We start from the raw sequence: 20,114 nt of genomic DNA, 5'->3' as shown, positions 1-20,114 counted from the left end.
TTACTGTGAACTTCATGTTGCATATTGACAAAAATATGCTAAAATAATATCGTCAATAAGTGATAATATTGCATGGCTATGGAGAGTGATTACGTGAATAATGAAAGGCAGCAGCAGATACTGGAAATGCTCGAACAAAAAGGTGAGGTTCAACTTCAGCAGCTAAAAGACTTTTTTCCTGAGGTTTCGGTAATGACTTTAAGGAGAGACCTCATTAGTCTCGAAAATGAAGGTTATCTCATACGAACCCACGGGGGAGCTGTCAGTGCCAAAAAGGTAGCTGCGATCACCGGCGAAGAAGATGAATACTCAAGACGGGCTGCCGAGCATATTGAAGCAAAGCTGAAAATAGCTGAAAAAGCAGTGCCGTTGGTTGAAAGAGGAAGGTCCATTTATTTTGATGCTGGAAGCACCATTATGTGTTTGGCGAAGCTGATTCCCGATGAAAGCTTTTCAATTGTAACAAGCGGTGCCAATATTGCCTTGGAATTATTAAAAAAACAAAACTGTACCGTTATCACTCTTGGAGGACATGTCAACCCGAATACTTTGTCGGTATCCGGGCCGAATGCGGTATCTTACCTCGATAGCATTAATATAGATATAGCGTTTATGTCCGCTTCCGGCTTATCACCGGAAAGCGGCTTGACGGTTTCCAATGTTTATGAATGTGAAGTGAAAAAAAAGGTGGTCCGGCGGGCCAAAAAAGTTGTGATTTTACTTGATTCCCGCAAGATCAATAAAAACATGACTTTCACATATGCCAATCTTGAAGATATAGATGTATTGGTGTGTGAAAGGCCGCTGCCTGCTGATATCAAAGCCGAGGCAGAAAAGTATGGGGTTCGGATATTGGATTAAATCAACTATAAACAAAAGAATGCACAAAATCGTAAATTTACGATTTTGTGCATTCTTTTGTTTATAGTTGACAACCCGGAATAGTATGGTATAATATAATTAATCCTACCCCATATGGGGTGGGATTAATGGTAGGAGTATATTCTGCGATATATAAACAAAAATTATAATATCACAACAAAAAGAAAGGAATGGTTTTTATGACAAAGAAAATATTTATTGAAGGTATGAGCTGCGGACACTGTGTGAAACACGTGGAGGAAGCATTGAAAGAAGTGAGTGGCGTGAGCAGTGTCTCGGTAAGTTTAGAAGGTAAATTTGCTGAAGTAAGGTTAAACAGTCAAGTAAGTGATGATGCATTAAAGGCCGCGATAGAAGATGTAGGCTATGATGTTGTCAAAATAGACTGATGGAGAGGCATAATGGTTAAAAATGATAGCAAGCAAATACTTAATTTATTAAAAACTTCAAAAGGGCAAATAGAAGGTATTATAAAGATGGTAGAAGATGAGCGCTATTGTGTGGATATATCCAAGCAGATTCTTGCGGTGCAAGCTCTCTTAAAGAAGGCGAACTTAAAGATTATCGATGGGCATATTAAAAGCTGTGTAAAGCGGGCATTTGAAGAAGGACATGGGGACGAAAAGATCGATGAAATCATAGAAATTATTGACAAATACGCCAAGTAGAAGGAGGAGTGAGGAATGAAATCAGAACAACTTAAAGTACTTGGTATGACATGCGCAGCATGTGCGAAAGCAGCAGAAAGAGCTGTAAACAAGCTGGAGGGAGTTGCGCAAGCAAATGTTAACTTCGCAACCGAAAAGTTAAGTGTAGAATATGACGAGGGAAAAGTAAATATAGAAGGCATAAAAGCCGCCGTATCCAAAGCCGGATATGAGGCATTGGAAGAAAAAACAACAAAGGCAATCGCTATTCCCATTGAAGGCATGACCTGTGCAGCATGTGCAAAAGCCATTGAAAGAGTAGTAGGCAAGCTTGAAGGGGTAGAAAGTGTAGCGGTTAATTTTGCAACTGAAAAGGCCAATGTGCAGTATGACCCTCAGCAAACCAGGCTGTCTGAAATCAAACAGTCGATTTCCAAGGCGGGATATAGGGCCCTTGAGATTGAAGCGAACAGTAAAGTAGATGAGGATAAAGAGAGAAAAGGAAAAGAAATCAGGACATTATGGACAAAATTTATCGTATCGGCAGTATTTTCAATACCATTGCTGTATATTGCCATGGCGCCGATGCTTCCATGGATCAGCCTTCCTATTCCCGAATGGCTGGAACCCATGCATTATCCGATGAGATATGCGCTGGTTGAACTGGCTCTTACCATACCGGTAGTGATTGCAGGGTACAGGTTCTATACTGTAGGATTCAAAGCGATTATCCGCAGAAATCCAAATATGGATTCGCTCATCGCAATGGGAACATCAGCAGCCATTATTTACAGTATATACTCAATCTATAGAATTTCTATGGGTGAATCCATGCATGTGGATGATTTGTATTTTGAAACTGCCGGTGTAATCATCACACTGATTCTCTTAGGGAAATCCCTTGAAGCGGTATCTAAAGGAAGAACATCAGAAGCCATTAAAAAGCTGATGGGACTGGCGCCTAAGACAGCATTGATCATACAAGATGGAAAAGAGATAGAGATTCCTATCGAAGAAGTTGAGGCTGGCGATATTATTTTGGTAAGACCGGGGCAGAAGATCCCGGTAGATGGAGAAGTAATAGAAGGGAATACATCTATTGACGAGTCTATGTTAACGGGAGAAAGTATTCCTGTGGAGAAGAAGCCCGGCGATAAGGTGATCGGTGCAAGTATTAATAAAAACGGCTCTATCAAGTTTAAGGCAACAAAGGTTGGCAGTGATACGGCGCTGGCACAGATTATCAAGCTGGTAGAGGATGCACAGGGCTCTAAAGCGCCTATCGCTCAGATGGCGGATATTGTTTCAGGTTATTTTGTACCCGTTGTATTTATTATTGCGGTGGTATCAGCACTGGCATGGTATTTCACCGGACAAAGTGAAGTGTTTGCGCTGACGATATTTATCGCAGTACTTGTGATTGCGTGCCCGTGTGCGCTGGGACTGGCAACACCGACGGCGATTATGGTAGGAACGGGTAAGGGTGCAGAATACGGAGTGCTGATAAAAGGCGGAGAGGCGCTTGAATCAACATATAAGATACAGACCATCGTATTTGATAAAACCGGTACTATTACAGAAGGCAGGCCGGAAGTAACGGATATCGTCACTACAGGTATAGCTGATAAACAAAAGCTTTTACAATTGGCTGCTTCGGCGGAAAAAGGATCTGAACATCCACTGGGAGAAGCGATTGTAAGAGGCGCAGACAAAGAAAATCTAACCATATTGAAAATGGATAGATTCGCCGCTATTCCCGGTCACGGTATAGAAGTAGAGTTAGATGGAAAAGTGATGTATCTAGGTAACCGTAAGCTGATGCTTGAAAAAAATATAGAGTTGTCCAAATTGGAAAATGAGTCGGATCGGTTAGCATCCGAAGGGAAAACCCCCATGTATATAGCCATTGACAATCAACTGGCAGGAATTATTGCAGTTGCCGATGTAGTAAAAGAAAGCAGTGCCCGGGCTATCAAGAAGCTGCACGAAATGGGTATAGAAGTAGCCATGATTACAGGAGATAACAGAAGAACTGCCGAAGCGATTGCGAAACAAGTTGGAATCGACAGAGTACTGGCAGAGGTGCTGCCTCAGGATAAGGCAAGTGAAGTGAAGAAGCTCCAGGGTGAAGGGAAGAAAGTAGCGATGGTGGGTGATGGAATTAATGATGCTCCTGCATTGGCGCAGGCGGACATTGGGATTGCCATCGGATCGGGAACCGACGTAGCGATGGAATCGGCAGATATTGTATTAATGAAGAGTGACCTGATGGATGTTCCTACAGCCATACAGTTGAGCAAGAGTACCATTACAAATATCAAACAAAACCTTTTCTGGGCATTTGCGTACAATACGGCTGGGATTCCCTTAGCTGCCGGTATATTATATGCCTTTGGCGGACCAAAACTCAATCCGATTTTTGCGGCCGCTGCAATGTCATTGAGCTCAGTATCGGTATTAGCTAATGCATTGAGATTAAAACGATTTAAGCCTTATAAGTAATGAAGAGTAATATATTTGAGTATTTCTACAGTAGGGGTGGACGACCGTGTCCACCCGAATTCATAATGTGTATGATATGCGGGCGGACAGAGTCGTCCGCCCCTACAACAGTTAGCTTAATATCTAAAAAATTCGTTTATATTTGAATTTGTTATTGAATAAACCAATAGAGTATGATAAAATATTATCAAACCGAATATAGTATGCCAGGATATCTTCAGGGCAGGGTTAAATTCCCGACCGGTGGTGACAAGCTACGTGCTTTAAGCCCACGAGCCGAAAGGCAGATTTGGTTAGAATCCAAAGCCGACAGTACAGTCTGGATGAAAGAAGATGAGTAAAGTGTTTAACATGCGCATGAAACATATCATAATTCCCGAAGATATCTTCGGGAATTATTTTTTATTTAAGGAGGAACAAAAAATGATGAAAACGCAAACCGTAAAACAAGTCAAGGTACATTCTCTGGTGAAGATTGCTTTACTTGCTGCAATAGCGTCCATTGTCATGTACGCTGAATTTATGATTCCCATGATGCCTGTGTTCTTAAAAATGGATTTAAGTGAAATACCTATTTTGATAGGAACGTTCGCACTCGGGCCGGCTGCAGGTGTGGTCATTGAACTTATCAAAAATCTTGTGCACATGCCATCCACAAGTACGTCGTTTATAGGTGAAATCGCTAATTTTTTTGTTGGTATTGCTTTTATTATACCTGCCGGATATATCTATCGAGCCAAGAAAAATAGGAATGGTGCGATCTTAGGTTTGGTTGCAGGAACTATTTGCATGACGACTTTTGCTTCAATACTTAATTATTTTGTATTGATACCGCTTTATCAGACAGTATTGGGCTTACCAATGGATGCTATCATTGGTATGGGAACTAAGGCAAATGCAGCTATTGTAGACTTAAAGACATTGATCGTATTTGCATTCATTCCGTTTAATTTGCTTAAAAGCATTATAATCTCTACAGTCACATTATTCATTTATAAAAAATTATCACCAATATTGCATAAATAAATTCTAATTGCTTTTTTGTTTTGCATATAATAAAATGTTAAAGGGTAGGTAAAAAATCTTTAGAAATGATTAAGAGGTATTTTGATGGGTTTTTTAAGTGAGTGGATTGGTCAGATACACAATGAATTACTTATTGTAGGTCTTGCTGCGACGCCTGTTTTGGAATTGCGGGCGGCTATTCCGTTTGGTATGGCTATGGCTATGGATTGGAAGTTCGTATATATACTGAGTGTTTTGGGAAATTTAATACCAATACCGTTTATCATTTTATTTATGCGTCCGGTATTTGCTTTTTTAAGAAAGACAAAGTATTTTCAAGGGCTTATTCATTGGGTTGAGAATAGAACAATGAAAAAGGCTGAAACTATGATGAAATACAGTGCTTTAGGGCTGTTTTTGCTTGTTGCTATTCCCCTGCCGGGAACAGGTGCTTGGACAGGTGCGATGGTGGCGTCTATGTTGGATATGAGAATGAAATATGCGATACCTTCCATATTTTTAGGTGTTATTGCCGCCGGGGCACTTGTGATGACCATAAGCTACCATGTTTTTTAAATGGCAGAAGAATTTTGATGAGTGGGTATGTTGACTATTTTGTCAATATATGCTATATTATAAAATAAGTTAATAGAAGATATTCCTTATCAAGAGAGGTGGAGGGACAGGGCCCTATGAAACCCGGCAACCTGCGTTAGAAAAGGTGCCAATTCCTTCGGAATTTGTATTCTGAAAGATGAGGAGAATAGTGGTAAATCACCCCTCTTTCTGTCGGAAAGAGGGGTTTTGTGATATTTTACAAAACTTAAAGTGTTATTAAAGGAGAGAAACGTGATATGGCTAGAAAATTATTTACTTCAGAATCAGTTACCGAGGGGCATCCGGATAAAATCTGCGACCAGATTTCCGATTCGGTATTAGATGCGATTTTTCAAAAAGATCCAATGGCGAGAGTAGCATGTGAAACATCGGTTACAACCGGTATGGTATTGGTGGCGGGAGAGATTACTACCCAGTGTTATGTAGATATCCCTAAGATTGTACGTGAAACCATTAAAGGCATAGGGTATGATCGAGCGAAATACGGGTTTGACGGCGAAACTTGCGCGGTGCTGACTGCTATTGATGAGCAGTCTCCGGATATTGCGATGGGTGTTGATAAAGCGCTGGAAGCGAAAAAAGGTGAGATGAGCGAAGAAGAAATTGCGGCCATAGGAGCTGGAGATCAGGGAATGATGTTTGGATTTGCGTGTGACGAAACACCCGAATTGATGCCTATGCCCATCGCCCTTGCGCATAAATTAGCCAGAAGGCTTTCGGAAATAAGGAAAGACAATACTTTAGAATATCTCCGTCCGGACGGAAAAACCCAGGTAACAGTAGAATACGAAGATGATAAGCCTGTTAGGATAGATGCGATCGTTATATCCACCCAACATAGTGCTGAGGCGGAACATGAAACCATCGAAAAAGATATGATGGAACTAGTGATAAAGCCTATCGTTCCTGCAGAGCTGCTCGATGAAAAAACCAAATATTTTATCAATCCGACCGGAAGGTTTGTGGTAGGTGGACCTCAAGGGGATGCCGGCCTGACAGGAAGAAAGATTATTGTTGATACTTATGGGGGATACGCCAGGCACGGCGGCGGTGCTTTTTCCGGAAAAGACCCCACCAAGGTGGATCGTTCCGCGGCATATGCAGCAAGATATGTTGCTAAAAATATCGTAGCTGCCGGCTTGGCGAAAAAGTGCGAGGTACAGCTCGCATATGCGATAGGGGTAGCGAAACCGGTATCCATATTGGTAGAAACTTTTGGAACAGGAAAAATTGCAGACGAAAAAATTCAGGAGTTGGTGGCTGAAAACTTCGACTTGAGACCTGCCGGCATTATAATGAGCCTTGATTTAAGAAGACCGATTTATAAGCAAACAGCCGCTTATGGACATTTTGGCAGAACAGATATTGATTTGCCATGGGAAAGAACCGATAAAGCGCAAACACTTAGGAAGGCAATTAATAATTAATAGTGAATAGTGAATAGTGAATAGTGAATAGTGAATAGTGAATAGTGAATAGTGAATAGTGAATAATTATTAATTATTTTTGAGCTTCTAAATGAAAAACAGCCTGGTATTGAAGAACTAGTTCTTTAATGCTAGGTTGTTTTTATTATCATTGAAGAGATAGCTTGTTCGAAATTTCTTTAGACAATATAATGACAGGGTAGAGCATATTTAAGTTCCCTATATTAGGTTTTAATTATATCCTAAGTTACTGCTGCATTTGCGATTTAATATATTTTTATCGGTTCACTGTTAATTATTCACTATTCACTATTAATTATTAACTATCCACTAGTCACTATTAATTGTTCATTGATTTCCCTCACTTATCTTTTCATTTTCGCATATAGTGATAATGGGGTGATAAATGATGCTGGATATTTTTATACAATCGCTTTTTTGTTTCTTTGCTGTATATGGTATTATTCAGATGGGAGTAAATATATACAATATCCTACATAATTTTAAGCTGAAAAAAGATGATATTTACATAATCATTACTGTTAAAAACCAGCAGGAGACGATAGAAGGGATCATACGCTCGGTAGTTTGGAAGAGCTTGAATAATACGCAGAGTGGTATGGTTCCTAATATTCTGGTAGTCGATATGGGTTCTACGGATGAGACTGTAAATATACTGAATAAACTTTGTACGGAATATGATTTTATTCAAGTGACTGACAGTGAAGGATATTCGAAGATACTTCAAAATCTAATGCGCTAAAAACTTCTTCACTACAGCGGTTAAATACGATATACTTAGATTAATTGGATTTACTGGTAAACGGGAGGATGAAAACTTGCTAACAATTGAAGGTACGGTGGAAGAGATCATATTTACAAATGAAGGCAACGGCTTTACCGTTTGCGATATTAGCTATAACAATGATTTGGTCACTGCTGTTGGATATATGCCTTATTTGAGTGCCGGAGAAACGGTGAAGTTTATGGGCAGTTGGGTAACCCATCATGAGTATGGAGAGCAGTTCAAGGTGGAATACTTTGAGAAGGTGCTGCCGTGTACTGTTACTATGATATTTAAGTATCTGGCTTCGGGAGTTATAAAAGGAATACGTGAGGCTACTGCACAAAAAATTGTTGATAAGTTTGGGGATCAATCACTGGAAATTATACAAAATGAGCCTGAGCGTCTGGCGGAGATAAAAGGTATTAGCGTAAAGAAAGCAGAGGAAATCGGACAAAATTTTGAAGAGCAGAGGGAAGTTCGTAAGGTAGTGATGTTTCTGCAGCAGTATGGCGTTACACCCAATTATGCAGTAAAAGTATATAGAAAATTTGGCAGTGAGGCTATAGACCGTATTAAAGCAAATCCATATATTCTCTCGGAAGAAATATATGGAATAGGATTCAAGACTGCGGATAAGATTGCTTTAAGTATGGGGACTGAGCTGAATGATGTGGAACGCATTAAAGCGGGGGTTAAGCACGTATTGGCTTTTAATAGCTCGGGGGGGCATACATTTTTGCCTAAGAGTATCTTGGTACAACAGGCATCGGAGCTGCTGCAGGTCTCTGAGCAAGAAGTGGAATATGCTGCTATTTCAATGATGGTGGACAAGTCTATATATGTAGAGAAATCAGAAGATATGGAAAGAGTATACCTGGTTCCTTTTCATCATGCAGAGATAGGTGTGGCACGCCGGTTGATGAGCATCGCATTTGCACAACGGCAAATGGAAATGGACGGTATTGGCGATGATATTGCTGAGATAGAACAAGAAATAGGGATCACGCTGGCAGTACAGCAAAAAGAGGCTGTAAAAGAGTCCTTGCGCAACGGAGTACTGGTGATTACCGGAGGGCCGGGTACGGGGAAGACTACTACACTAAACACCATTATCAAACTGATGGAGAGAAAAGGTTATTCGATTGAGCTTGCGGCTCCTACCGGGAGAGCAGCCAAAAGGATGTCGGAGATGACCGGCAGGGAAGCCAGGACTATTCACAGACTGCTTGAAATAGGATATGCCGATGAGAGAGACGATTTGCATTTCGTAAGAGACGAGTCCAATACGCTGGAAGCGGAGATAATCATTGTTGATGAAACGTCTATGGTAGATATCCTATTGATGAATGGATTATTAAAAGCGATTGCGCCCGGAACCCGCCTGATTATGGTGGGTGATGTGGATCAGCTGCCGTCTGTCGGGCCAGGAAATGTACTTAGAGATATTATTGAAAGCGGTATGGTGAAGATTGTTAAACTAACAGAAATATTCAGGCAGGCGCAGGAAAGTATGATTATTGTAAATGCGCATAGAGTAAATCAAGGCAGCTATCCTATCTTAAATATGAAAGATAAAGATTTTTACTTTATGAATAGGGATAGTGCAGGGGAAATTGTATCATCCATTGTAGAACTGTGTAAATTCAGACTTCCCGGGTTTTACGGATATAACCCTGTTCAGGGCATCCAAGTATTAACGCCTATGAGAAAATCACCTATAGGAGTATCGAACCTTAATAAGGAGTTACAAAAAGTGCTGAATCCTCCTTCGAAGAGTAAAAAAGAAAAAAGCTACCGTGAGATGATCTTTCGTGAAGGAGATAAGGTGATGCAGATTAAAAATAATTATAATATAGTATGGGATAGATTGGATAGCAGTGAAGAGGGAACCGGCATATTCAACGGGGATGTAGGATGCATCGAAAAAATAAATGATGAGAGCAGCAGTATGACCATTGTATTCGATGAAGATAAAAGGGTGGAATATGACTATAGTCAATTGGATGAATTGGAACTTGCGTATGCGATGACTGTTCATAAAAGCCAAGGAAGTGAATTCCCTGCTGTGGTGATGCCTGTGTTTCCCGGAGCGCCTATGCTGATGTCACGCAATCTTTTTTATACTGCACTAACCAGGGCTAAAGAACTTGTGGTGCTGGTAGGAAAAGAAGGTTCCATTAGGGCGATGGTAGATAATAACAGGGAAATGAGAAGGTATTCGGGGCTGGCGGATAAATTGAGAATTAGTTCACAGTTCACGGTTCACAGTTCACAGAAATAGAATCCGGGAAATTGAGCGAGTATCGGAGTCTACTCGTGTTGCGTAGGGAACGCCCCCTGTGGCGTTCCGTTGCAGGGAATGATTATAGATTTACATTTTAGCTGAGGTATGACATCATGGATGGTTTTAAATCATATTTTAAGCGTGTTACAAGCTATATATTGGACTTGCTTTATCCGCCCAGATGTATCTTCTGTGGGATTGTGTTGCCTGTAGGCACAAAGTTGGAAATATGCGATATTTGTTATGAGAAGATGCCTATGGTGGGCGGAAAGGTATGTGAAACGTGCGGACAGCCAATGGAAACACCCTATGGGCCTGAGCAGTGCCTGGATTGCAGAAAAACCACGCTGTATTTTATTCAAAACCTCCCTGTTTATGAATATAAAGGGATTGTGCGGCAAGCCATCATGAAGCTGAAATTTTATAATAAAAAGCGCTATGCAAGAACACTTGGCATATTAATGGCAGATAAAATAAAACAAATGACAAGTTTGCCGAAATTTGATATAATTACCTATATACCGCTGTCGAAAAAAAGATTAGCACAAAGAGGGTATAATCAATCTAAGCTGCTGTGCAGTGTGATAGCAGAAGAGCTAAGCTTTCCCATAAGCGAGAACGTTTTGTGGAAGGTAAAGGATACACCACCTCAAAGCACACTGAACCGAGGTGAAAGACAGCGTAATATAAAAAATGCTTTTATGGTGAATGATAAATATTCAATAAAAGATATGATCATATTATTGGTAGATGATATATATACGACAGGAAGAACAGTCAATGAATGCTCAAGATTATTGAAAAAAGCGGGTGCAAAAGAAATCTATGTTGTTACTGCTGCTATAGGTAAGGGTATATATTAGTGTGGAGGGATGCTCATGTATGCAAAGAATTGTGCAAGGTGTGGAAAATTGTTTAGTCATTTATCGGGTCCGCCTCTATGTGCTGACTGTCGTCAGCAGGATGAAGAAGATTATAAAAGGGTTAAAGAATACCTGTATGAACACCGCGGCGCTACAATGACGGAAATATCGGAAGTGTTGGATGTTTCAATCAGTAAAATAAAGCGGTTTTTAAAAGAAGGACGAATCGAAATTATTGAGGATGGAAATTTCGTATTGCAGTGTGAACGGTGCGGAGCTTCTATAAAGAGTGGTCAATACTGTGAAGCATGTACCATAGAGCTGATGAATGACCTTAAGGGCGTATCCAACAAGGCAGCGAATAAAGAACATATTCATTCTGATGGGGACGCAAGCAAAAAAACAGCAAAAATGCGTTTCTTGAGAAAAGATAATATTAGAGGGTAAACAAGAAAAGGGAAAAGCGCAGGCTTTTCTTTTTTTTTATCAATAATGGTATAAATTATCTTCTGTTTATTGTCGATAATAATAATAGCATAAAAAATCAAAAAGAAGGTGTAGGACTATGCGCATACCGGGTGACTTTTCCAGAATTATGGGCGTATACAATAAAGATAAGAAGATTTCTAAAATAAATAGTGCTTCGGGAGTTGAAAGCAAAAAAGATACGATGACATTATCCAATCAGGCAAAGGACTACCAAGTGGCTTTTAAAGCGGTTCATCAGGTGTCGGATATCCGTAAAGAAAAGATCAGCGAATTGGAGAGGCAATACGCCGGCGGGACATATAACGTATCCGGTGCGGACGTAGCGGATAAGATGGCGCAGAAAATCATTGATAAGAAGATATAATAAGTTGTGATAAGTAAAGGTGCGGTGGATTAGTATGGAAGATATGATCAAGGAGTTATTCGATATTCTTGAGCAGCAGGAACGGGTATATGGGAAAATTTTAAAGCTGTCAAAAGATAAAACTGAACTGGTGGTTTCGGGTAAGGTGACAGAGCTTGAAAACGTTGTGAAACTGGAACAAGCATTAGTGATGCAAGTCGGACGGTTGGAACAGCTGCGGGGAACGATTGCCGAGCATCTTGCGGAAAAATTAAATTTGGGTAAACAAGATATTACAATATCTACCTTGATGGGATATATGGATGAGGTACAGCAAAAAAAACTTAAAAGCTTTGAACAAAGAATGCTGGAAATTCTCGAAGAATTAAAAGATACCAATCAACTAAACGCAAAGCTTATCAAACAATCTTTAGAATATATTGAGTTTTCCATGAATGTAATCGCCGGTACATCGGCGGCGGGAAACAACTATGAAGGCAAAGGAACTGCAAGAGAAACAAAAGGCGGTAAAAACCTGTTTGACATAAAATTATAAATATTAATAGTAACAAATGATAGTGTCGTTTGAATTTCTTTATTATAATTATTCACTATTCACTATTCACTATTCACTATTCACTATTAATTATTCATTATTAACTATTCATTGGGGGTTGCTATGGGGTCAAGTTTTTCTAGTTATGATATCGCAAGATCGGGGATGTATGTAAGTCAACGATCTTTAAATACAGTAGGACACAATATATCAAATGTCAATACCGAAGGATATGTTCGCCAGCAAACCATTATGAGTGAATATAATCCTGCAAGTTACGGAAAATTTCAAGTAGGATTGGGCGTCGATGTACAACAGACGCGGCAGATTCGAGATCAATTCCTTGACAATATGTATAGAGATGAAAGCAAGGTTCTGGGATATTGGGAAAGTAAAAATAAAACCATAGAAGATGTAGAAGCTATTTTCGGAGATCTTTCCGGTGAAGGGCTGCAGCAAGTGATTGACCAGTTTTTCCAAGGATGGCAGGAACTTACGAAAGATCCGGATAGCCTTACGGTCAGAGCCACGGTGAGACAAAGGGCAATTGCTTTCACCGATGCCGTAAACCATATTGGGGCTCAATTAGATAAGCTCCAGGAAGATCTGAACACGGAAATCAAGTTTAAAATAGAAGAAATCAATGATACTGCTAAGCAAATTACTAAGCTAAATAAAAAAATCATAGAAAATGAAGGGACGCGTGATGTTGCGAATGATTACCGTGATGAGCGGAACCTTCTTTTAGATAAGTTAAGTAAGCTGGCAAATGTGGATATCACCGAGCGAAATAACGGGATGGTTTATGTTTCCATAGGGGGTGTATACCTCGTTAATGGAGAAAAAACCGAAACCATCAAGGCGGATTATAATAAAGACAATAGTATGTTTGTAACGGCCAAATGGGAGAAGTCAGATAAGATTGTACAGTTGACAAGCGGTACCCTATTCGGCTTGATAGAGGCAAGAGGGGATGTAGCAGGGTATAAAGGAAGTGTAGAAAACGGCTCAGTCATTGAAACAGATGATGTGGATGCCGATGCGGCTTCGGATACCTATAAATTCGATCCTGCTTCCAATAGTTTGATTCCGGAAATCCGTAGAGGGCTTAATACCATGGTTAGCCTTATGGCCAGAAAGATTAACGAGATTCATAACAGTGGTGTAGGTATAGATGGCAGTACCGGGGTTGACTTCTTTACTAAGATGGATGATTCACTGTCTTTTGAGATGGGAAATATCCAGGTAAATCCCGAATTCAACGATTTGGATTTGATAGCATCGTCTGCCACAGGCGAAAAGGGTGATAACACCATTGCTCAAAAAATAGTGGAATTCCGCCGTGATGAACTGTACAGAACAACAAATCTGACGGTAGGGATTGATGATTTTTACCGTTCTATTATCACGTGGATAGGAACCACCGGGCAGGAAGCTGCAAGAGTTACTGAAAACCAGAATGTGCTTGTGAGTCAGATACAGAATAAGAAAGAGTCTATATCTGGTGTATCGATGGATGAAGAGGTGACGAATATGATGAAGTTCCAGCATGCGTATAATGCCAGTTCGAGAGTTATGAATACTATAGATGCGATGATAGATCAGATTATAAATAGAATGGGAATTGTGGGAAGGTAATTTAGTCAATAATTAATAGTGAATAGTGAATAGTGTTTTTTTCTTCTTGAGATTTTATATAGAGATATAGGAGAGAGTGAGTATGAGTTCTTTTTTCGGATTAGATGTTGCGATAAGTGGGTTGTTTGCCAGTCAGAGATCATTGGATATCGCAAACCATAATATTAATAACGTAAATACACCGGGCTATTCCCGACAGGTAGGGGTACAGAAAGCAACGCGCCCGGTCGGACTGCTTGATGGTACGGGAATGGTGGGTACCGGTACCGAGATTACCGCAGTAAACCGCGTTCGGGATGACTTTTTGGATTTTAAATACTGGAGTGAGAATGTTTCTTTTGGTGAATGGGAAACCAAAAGCAATGCGATGGAGGATCTTGAAGCGATTTTTAATGAACCGTCCGACACCGGTTTTACAACAGTCATGGACGAGTTTTTTGCATCCTTGCAGGAACTATCAAAGGATCCCAGTAGTGAAGCGGCACGAGCATCAGTGAAACAAAAAGGTGTATCATTATGCAAATATTTAAACAGCACAGCCGCCCATCTTCAAAAAATGCGAGACGACAATAATTATTCATTAAAAATTAAAGTAGATGAATTAAACTCTTACACCCGGCAAATAAAAGATTTGAACGAACAAATCTATAAGTCCGAATTAGACGGTAATGCAGCTAACGACTTAAGAGACCAAAGAACGCTGCTTCTTGACAAACTGTCTAAATTAGCTAATATACAGGCCAGTGAAGTTGTTGTCGGAAAGTTGCCTAACGGAAAGGAAGACCGCCGCTTTCAAGTAACTATAAATGGCTCATACCTTGTTAATCATTTTGATACATATGAATTGGAAACTTTTGAAATCGATGAAGGTTCCCATAGGGACGGCATGTATGGCATACAGTGGGCAAAGAGCGGTAATGAGATGATTCCAAAGGGTGGAGAACTAAAAGGATATTTGGATGTTCGTGATGGAAATGGAGAAGCAGGACAATATAAAGGAATACCCTATTACCTCGAAAAGCTGGATGAATTCGCACAAAGTTTTGCAAAAACATTTAATGAAGGAATATTGAAAGATGGCGAACAGCACTATGCGGGACATGCAGGAGGTGTGGGATTGGATGGTTCTGTTGGCGTAAGATTTTTCTCTTATGAGAACAAGTCTTCTGCCCAACTTGTAGAAAACGGTTACGATAAGCTCACAGCAGCAAATATCTCTATCTCTTCGGATGTAGAGAGTGATATTTATAAAATAGCTACAGCATCTGTAGGCGGAGAAGCAGGAAATAACGGAAATATCGCAAGTTTACTGGAACTACGCCACGAAAGCAAGATGTTCAATGAAGGTGCACCGGAAGACTTTATGAAATCACTAGTAGCGATGTTAGGGGTAGACGCCCAACAAGCAGTAAGAGTTTCGGGAAATCAGGAGAATCTTGTACAGCAGATCGACAATCGGAGATTATCGTTATCCGGTGTGTCTGTAGATGAAGAAATGGCAAATATGGTAAAATATCAGCACGCCTATAATGCAGCAGCAAAGATGATCACGGTGATGGATGAGATCTATGATACGTTAATTAATAGAGTAGGAGTTTAGCCAATAACAATTGACAATTAAAAAATTGGATTAATGAAAAATAATTATTGTTGACTTTGAAGTTTGGGAGGGTAAAGATGAGAGTCACGAATAATATGCTGGTTCGGAATATGATGATAAATTTAAATAACAATCTTGGCAGGATGGAAAAGGCGCAGCAGCAAATGTCTACGGGAAAGAAGATATCAAGGCCTTCTGATGACCCTATTATTGCTTCAAGGGCGTTGAAATTCCGGACCGATGTCTCTGAGATAGAGCAGTTCCAAAAGAATACCAGCGATGCGTTATCGTGGACGGAAGTAACTGAAAGTGCTTTAAGCAATTTGGGGGATGTTATCCAAAGGGTTCGGGAATTGACAGTGAAGGCATCAAATGGTGTGTTAAGCGTTGATGATACATTAAAGATAAAAGAAGAAATTTCTCAGCTTAAAAAAAGTATTGTTGAAATCGGTAATACTGCTTATGCCGGAAGATACGTTTTTGCGGGTTTTAAAACAGATGAGCCACCGTATAAAGCTGAAAAGATCACGCTTCCTCCGGCACTAAAAAGTATTGCGCCAATAGATTTGTCAGGAGATGAAACGGGATCAAAGTTTGTTTTAAATGTAGATGGTGTTGAAACGGCTATTACATTGACCGCGGATTACGGTACGCCGGCAGATTTTATAGCGGCATTGCAACCGGAGCTGGATACTGCTTTTGGCGCGGACAAGATAAAAGCTACTGTTGATACATCCGGATATTTAACCTTTGCAGCGGAAGCAGGTACGCAAGAAATTACCATTGGTCCGGATACACCTCCGGGCATCAATGCGTTGAACTTTATGAAAATCGAAGAGCAGTCTGTGGTAGAGGCTGAAATGGAAAAACTTAGTTATAAAGGCAAGTTTTCGGGCATTGGCGGGCCGGTTTCCGGTTCTGTTACCGACGCGATGTATGAAATATTTTATAATGAGAATATGGATAAAGTATATGGACAGCCTGAACTGATGATGGGGAAATTTGAAGAGTTTACCGCGCAGGCTCCCGATCTGTATTTTGATATATCGCTAGATGGCACTGTAGAACGCATAAGTTTAACAGAAGGTACTCATTATGATCTTGATTTTATGGTAACCGAGTTGAATCTGCAGCTTGATACCGCTTTCGGGCCTGACAAAGTCAAAGCAAGCAGTGAGAATGGGCGATTAAAGTTTACAGTGCTCCAGGGAGAAAATATTAAGGTAAATAATGCTGGTGATTTTGATGTATCTTCGCTAGGTTTTAGCAGTGGGGGGAAAAGCAGCAGCGGAATGCTTGAAAGTTCGGCTTTCACATCCTTTACTGCTGCAGTACCGGATCTGTTTTTTAATATTACGTTAGACGGGGGTACACCTACAACCATAAAATTACAGGATGGTGTTACATATAAGCTGCCTTCACAAACTCCCGCAGCCGGGGAGAATATTATTAATGATGTACTCATACCTCAGCTTAACAGTACATACCCGGGCGTATTCACCGTAACAGAAGGGGCAGGAGGTACTATTCAAATACAAGCTGCCGCCGGACAGGAGTTTACAATAAGCGATTCAAAACCGGATACGTTAACTACCCTAGGCTTTACCGATGGAGCACAATCAACAACCAATCAAAAACAGGAAATTGTGTACGAAATAGGTGTTGGTAACAATATCAAGATTAATGTGGAAGGAACAGATATATTTGGACAAGGTACCGAAGGGTTATTTGAAACCTTTACAAAACTTGAGATGGCGCTGGAGGGACAAACATCGTATAAGACAATTACGGATGATTCGGGAACTTTAGTTGTTACCAACTATGAATTCGAGATAGACGATATGCTTGCCGACTTGGATAAAGATATGAATCGCTTACTTAAAGTGAGAGCTGATGTAGGCGGGAGAATGAATTTTATTGAACTTACAGATAACAGGTTAAAAGATGATAACATTAGTTTTACCGGACTTATGAGTAAAAATGAAGATGCAGATATGGCGGAAGTCATCATTCGCCTGCAAATGGAAGAAAGCGTATATCGCGCTTCGTTATCAACCGGTGCCAGAGTGATCCAACCAACATTAGTTGACTTTATTAAGTAGTGGGAGGATATTATGCTGCAGATAACCCAGACCTATGCACGAATAGGGATTGAAACAAAAAATACACAGCTTAATATGAAATCAACACCTCCTAGATTAGATATACGCCAAGAGAATGCTAAAGTTGAGATAGAGTCAGAGCTTCCTAAAGTGCAGATAGACCAGTATCAGTGTTTCGCGGAAGCTGGATTAAAGAACAATATGGATCTTTTGAAGGAAGCATCTCAGTTGGCATCACAGCAGGTGATGCAATATATTTCTAAAACGGTCGCAGACGGACATACGCTGGCATCAATAGAAAACGGCAGTAACCCTATTCCGAACATGGCGGTACGCGACGCGTATCCGGAAAAACAATTTAACATTGGGTTTATACCTAAAAGCAGACCTAAAATAGAAGTGACAGGAGATATAAAGTTTAACTACCAACCCGGTGCAGTTCAATACGATTATCAGCCGGGTCAGGTAGATATACAAGCTTCACGTCCTGAAATAAATATATATCTGGAACAAGAAGCATCCATTCAATTTAAATATGCAGGCAAGAATGTTGATATCAGGTTGTAGATTTCTACACTCTTTTAATTCAGCAATATTGTATGGTAGGGGTAGGCCTTGTGTCTACCCCAGATATTTAAATAATTCTTAATTATCCTATTTAAAGTTTAACTAAAATGGAAACAATGTATAATGAATGCAGGAGGAAGTTTATGAAGTTACATACAAAGTACTTTGGTACAATTGAAATAGATGAAAAAAATATCATTGATTTCCCGGAAGGCATCCCCGGTTTTGAGCAAATTAAAAAGTTTATAGTTATCCATAGCGAAGATGAGACCCTTCCTTTTAGCTGGCTCCAAGGAGTGGACATGCCGGAACTTGCCTTTGTAATCATTGACCCAAGACTTATCACTCCAAATTATGTGATAGATATTGATGATAGTGAGATAGAAGTTCTAGAGATCAAAGATACTGCAAAAGTAAACATTTATTCTATTGTAGTAGTACCCGAAGAACTGGCTAAAATGACAGCTAACTTAAAAGCGCCTGTATTGATTAATGCTGATAATAATAAAGGCAAGCAGGTTGTAATGGAAAAAGGCGATTATCCCATCAAGTACTATTTTATGGAACAATTCCAGCAAAAGGCAGGTGGATGAAACCATGCTCGTGCTATCTAGAAAAAAGACCCAGTCCATCATCATCGGAGATAATATCGAAATTACTATTATTGATATCCAGGGAGACCAAGTACGCCTTGGCATTAGTGCTCCTCGTAATATAACCATACATAGGAAGGAAGTATTCCTTGAAATTCAAGAAGAAAATAAAAAAGCAGCTGACAGTAAGCCTACAGATCTTTATGGACTATTTAAAAAGTGATATCATTATTGAATTATCTAGAGATTATAAAAAATTCTACAAAACCTGTAGAATTTTTTTGTTTTTCGCTAAAGTATTTGAAGATTTAAATCGATATATATATTGAAATCTAAAAACAAATGGTTGGCCAACCATAATGTTAATATCGGACAATTGCTTTGAACGGTCGGCAATTTTATATTGTCCATTGTCCATTGTCCATTGTCCATTAAAAAAGTAGGGGCATGGATGCCCGAAATATTTATCAAGGAGGAGTTATATTATGAGAATTAACAACAACTTAATGGCAATGAACACCCACAGACAGTTGGGTACTGCTGGTGCTAATGGTGCAAAGTCAATGGGAAAATTATCATCAGGCTTTAGAATCAACAACGCAGCAGATGATGCAGCAGGTCTTGCAATCTCTGAAAAAATGAGAGGACAAATTAGAGGTTTAAATCAAGCTTCTAGAAATGCACAAGACTCCATTTCTTTAATTCAAACAGCAGAGGGTGCTCTTGGAGAAACTCAAGCGATTCTCCAAAGAATGAGAGAACTTGCTGTTCAATCAGCGAGTGACACTAATGCAGGTGTTGACCGTGGAGAAATACAAAAAGAGCTAGATCAATTAAAAAGTGAAGTGGATAGAATTGCCTTCACTACTGAATTCAATACGAAGAAGCTACTAAATGGTAGTTTAAGTTCATCAAGAGAATTACAAGGTACAAAAGCAGTTTCCAATAAATTCAATGCAATGGATGTTCAAGCTGCAGCAGGTACAGCTACAGCAGGAGGTGCAGTAGCTATCAAAGAAGCCATTGCTGGACAAGAAGGACAGGGATATAAATTAACTGGCTCTATCGCATTGGCTGAAACCACAGTGATTAGATCTGACGTAAATGATGCCTTTGATATTACGATCAATGGTGAAGCATTGGCAGATGTTACCATTGCTGCAGGCAGCTACTCTAGAGAAGACTTTGCATCAGCTGTTCAAACGGCAATT

19 protein-coding genes, 1 pseudogene and 2 riboswitches are annotated in these 20,114 nt (G+C 39.9%); all 20 genes and pseudogenes read left to right on the top strand.

Annotation, left to right across the window (positions count from 1 at the left end; all coding sequences use genetic code 11):
- Positions 1 to 93: 93 nt before the first annotated feature.
- On the top strand, positions 94 to 861 hold the full coding sequence (locus QKW49_RS12890) for a DeoR/GlpR family DNA-binding transcription regulator (protein WP_282867971.1): 768 nt from the start codon (positions 94 to 96) through the stop codon (positions 859 to 861).
- A gap of 200 nt (positions 862 to 1,061) precedes the next feature.
- Positions 1,062 to 1,271 (top strand): copper ion binding protein, encoded by a 210-nt coding sequence (locus tag QKW49_RS12885; RefSeq protein WP_282867970.1) that lies wholly within the window; start codon positions 1,062 to 1,064, stop codon positions 1,269 to 1,271.
- A 12-nt stretch (positions 1,272 to 1,283) separates the two neighbouring features.
- On the top strand, positions 1,284 to 1,550 hold the full coding sequence (locus QKW49_RS12880; RefSeq protein WP_282867968.1) for a metal-sensing transcriptional repressor: 267 nt from the start codon (positions 1,284 to 1,286) through the stop codon (positions 1,548 to 1,550).
- Between the two features lie 15 nt (positions 1,551 to 1,565).
- Entirely contained in the window at positions 1,566 to 4,031 is a 2,466-nt protein-coding gene (locus tag QKW49_RS12875) for a heavy metal translocating P-type ATPase (RefSeq protein WP_282867967.1), read from the top strand.
- A gap of 209 nt (positions 4,032 to 4,240) precedes the next feature.
- Positions 4,241 to 4,370, top strand: a riboswitch (FMN riboswitch).
- An 84-nt stretch (positions 4,371 to 4,454) separates the two neighbouring features.
- Complete coding sequence (locus QKW49_RS12870; RefSeq protein ID WP_282867966.1) at positions 4,455 to 5,057, top strand: ECF transporter S component; 603 nt, start codon at positions 4,455 to 4,457, stop codon at positions 5,055 to 5,057.
- Between the two features lie 84 nt (positions 5,058 to 5,141).
- On the top strand, positions 5,142 to 5,612 hold the full coding sequence (locus QKW49_RS12865) for a small multi-drug export protein (protein WP_282867965.1): 471 nt from the start codon (positions 5,142 to 5,144) through the stop codon (positions 5,610 to 5,612).
- Between the two features lie 83 nt (positions 5,613 to 5,695).
- Positions 5,696 to 5,797: riboswitch (SAM riboswitch) on the top strand.
- Positions 5,798 to 5,890: 93 nt separating this feature from the next.
- Complete coding sequence (gene metK, locus QKW49_RS12860; protein ID WP_282867964.1) at positions 5,891 to 7,081, top strand: methionine adenosyltransferase; 1,191 nt, start codon at positions 5,891 to 5,893, stop codon at positions 7,079 to 7,081.
- A gap of 406 nt (positions 7,082 to 7,487) precedes the next feature.
- Positions 7,488 to 7,844 carry a glycosyltransferase gene (locus QKW49_RS12855; RefSeq protein WP_282867963.1) on the top strand — a complete coding sequence of 119 codons (357 nt, stop codon included), beginning with the start codon at positions 7,488 to 7,490 and terminating at the stop codon, positions 7,842 to 7,844.
- 76 nt (positions 7,845 to 7,920) lie between these two features.
- A complete protein-coding gene (locus QKW49_RS12850) occupies positions 7,921 to 10,149 on the top strand; it encodes an ATP-dependent RecD-like DNA helicase (protein WP_282867962.1) in 2,229 nt (742 codons plus the stop codon).
- Between the two features lie 116 nt (positions 10,150 to 10,265).
- Entirely contained in the window at positions 10,266 to 11,015 is a 750-nt protein-coding gene (locus tag QKW49_RS12845; protein WP_282867961.1) for a ComF family protein, read from the top strand.
- A 15-nt stretch (positions 11,016 to 11,030) separates the two neighbouring features.
- Entirely contained in the window at positions 11,031 to 11,462 is a 432-nt protein-coding gene (locus QKW49_RS12840) for a MerR family transcriptional regulator (RefSeq protein WP_282867959.1), read from the top strand.
- 118 nt (positions 11,463 to 11,580) lie between these two features.
- Positions 11,581 to 11,868, top strand: coding sequence for a flagellar biosynthesis anti-sigma factor FlgM (locus QKW49_RS12835; RefSeq protein ID WP_282867958.1), 288 nt, complete (start codon positions 11,581 to 11,583; stop codon positions 11,866 to 11,868).
- 34 nt (positions 11,869 to 11,902) lie between these two features.
- Positions 11,903 to 12,403: a flagellar protein FlgN gene (locus tag QKW49_RS12830; RefSeq protein ID WP_282867957.1), complete on the top strand. Its 501-nt coding sequence runs from the start codon at positions 11,903 to 11,905 to the stop codon at positions 12,401 to 12,403.
- A gap of 123 nt (positions 12,404 to 12,526) precedes the next feature.
- Positions 12,527 to 14,041 (top strand): flagellar hook-associated protein FlgK, encoded by a 1,515-nt coding sequence (flgK, locus tag QKW49_RS12825; protein WP_282867956.1) that lies wholly within the window; start codon positions 12,527 to 12,529, stop codon positions 14,039 to 14,041.
- Between the two features lie 82 nt (positions 14,042 to 14,123).
- Entirely contained in the window at positions 14,124 to 15,641 is a 1,518-nt protein-coding gene (flgK, locus tag QKW49_RS12820) for a flagellar hook-associated protein FlgK (RefSeq protein WP_282867955.1), read from the top strand.
- 77 nt (positions 15,642 to 15,718) lie between these two features.
- Positions 15,719 to 17,743, top strand: a complete 2,025-nt coding sequence (gene flgL, locus QKW49_RS12815; RefSeq protein ID WP_282867954.1) for a flagellar hook-associated protein FlgL — start codon at positions 15,719 to 15,721, stop codon at positions 17,741 to 17,743.
- Positions 17,744 to 17,755: 12 nt separating this feature from the next.
- Complete coding sequence (locus QKW49_RS12810; protein WP_282867953.1) at positions 17,756 to 18,310, top strand: DUF6470 family protein; 555 nt, start codon at positions 17,756 to 17,758, stop codon at positions 18,308 to 18,310.
- A gap of 143 nt (positions 18,311 to 18,453) precedes the next feature.
- The gene (gene fliW, locus QKW49_RS12805; RefSeq protein WP_282867952.1) at positions 18,454 to 18,903 is read left to right on the top strand and encodes a flagellar assembly protein FliW; all 450 of its coding nucleotides are present in this window, start codon (positions 18,454 to 18,456) and stop codon (positions 18,901 to 18,903) included.
- 4 nt (positions 18,904 to 18,907) lie between these two features.
- A complete protein-coding gene (gene csrA / locus QKW49_RS12800; RefSeq protein WP_282867951.1) occupies positions 18,908 to 19,126 on the top strand; it encodes a carbon storage regulator CsrA in 219 nt (72 codons plus the stop codon).
- Between the two features lie 262 nt (positions 19,127 to 19,388).
- Positions 19,389 to 19,793: pseudogene (locus QKW49_RS12795) on the top strand (flagellin); the annotation flags it as partial.
- Positions 19,794 to 20,114: the final 321 nt, after the last annotated feature.

This window comes from Petroclostridium sp. X23 (assembly GCF_030013905.1).
Taxonomy (GTDB): domain Bacteria; phylum Bacillota; class Clostridia; order SK-Y3; family SK-Y3; genus X23.
Note: the sequence above shows the minus strand (reverse complement) of the source record. Positions and strands in the feature narration are given on the sequence as shown.

Excerpts from the sequence above, each read along its gene's own strand:
- flgL (WP_282867954.1), top strand. The coding sequence starts at position 15,719 with ATGAGAGTCACGAATAATATGCTGGTTCGGAATATGATGATAAATTTA.
- metK (WP_282867964.1), top strand. The coding sequence starts at position 5,891 with ATGGCTAGAAAATTATTTACTTCAGAATCAGTTACCGAGGGGCATCCG.
- QKW49_RS12835 (WP_282867958.1), top strand. The coding sequence starts at position 11,581 with ATGCGCATACCGGGTGACTTTTCCAGAATTATGGGCGTATACAATAAA.
- QKW49_RS12845 (WP_282867961.1), top strand. The coding sequence starts at position 10,266 with ATGGATGGTTTTAAATCATATTTTAAGCGTGTTACAAGCTATATATTG.
- QKW49_RS12880 (WP_282867968.1), top strand. The coding sequence starts at position 1,284 with ATGGTTAAAAATGATAGCAAGCAAATACTTAATTTATTAAAAACTTCA.
- fliW (WP_282867952.1), top strand. The coding sequence starts at position 18,454 with ATGAAGTTACATACAAAGTACTTTGGTACAATTGAAATAGATGAAAAA.
- flgK (WP_282867955.1), top strand. The coding sequence starts at position 14,124 with ATGAGTTCTTTTTTCGGATTAGATGTTGCGATAAGTGGGTTGTTTGCC.
- QKW49_RS12855 (WP_282867963.1), top strand. The coding sequence starts at position 7,488 with ATGATGCTGGATATTTTTATACAATCGCTTTTTTGTTTCTTTGCTGTA.
- QKW49_RS12870 (WP_282867966.1), top strand. The coding sequence starts at position 4,455 with ATGATGAAAACGCAAACCGTAAAACAAGTCAAGGTACATTCTCTGGTG.
- QKW49_RS12830 (WP_282867957.1), top strand. The coding sequence starts at position 11,903 with ATGGAAGATATGATCAAGGAGTTATTCGATATTCTTGAGCAGCAGGAA.
- QKW49_RS12885 (WP_282867970.1), top strand. The coding sequence starts at position 1,062 with ATGACAAAGAAAATATTTATTGAAGGTATGAGCTGCGGACACTGTGTG.
- csrA (WP_282867951.1), top strand. The coding sequence starts at position 18,908 with ATGCTCGTGCTATCTAGAAAAAAGACCCAGTCCATCATCATCGGAGAT.
- QKW49_RS12865 (WP_282867965.1), top strand. The coding sequence starts at position 5,142 with ATGGGTTTTTTAAGTGAGTGGATTGGTCAGATACACAATGAATTACTT.
- QKW49_RS12875 (WP_282867967.1), top strand. The coding sequence starts at position 1,566 with ATGAAATCAGAACAACTTAAAGTACTTGGTATGACATGCGCAGCATGT.
- flgK (WP_282867956.1), top strand. The coding sequence starts at position 12,527 with ATGGGGTCAAGTTTTTCTAGTTATGATATCGCAAGATCGGGGATGTAT.
- QKW49_RS12810 (WP_282867953.1), top strand. The coding sequence starts at position 17,756 with ATGCTGCAGATAACCCAGACCTATGCACGAATAGGGATTGAAACAAAA.
- QKW49_RS12840 (WP_282867959.1), top strand. The coding sequence starts at position 11,031 with ATGTATGCAAAGAATTGTGCAAGGTGTGGAAAATTGTTTAGTCATTTA.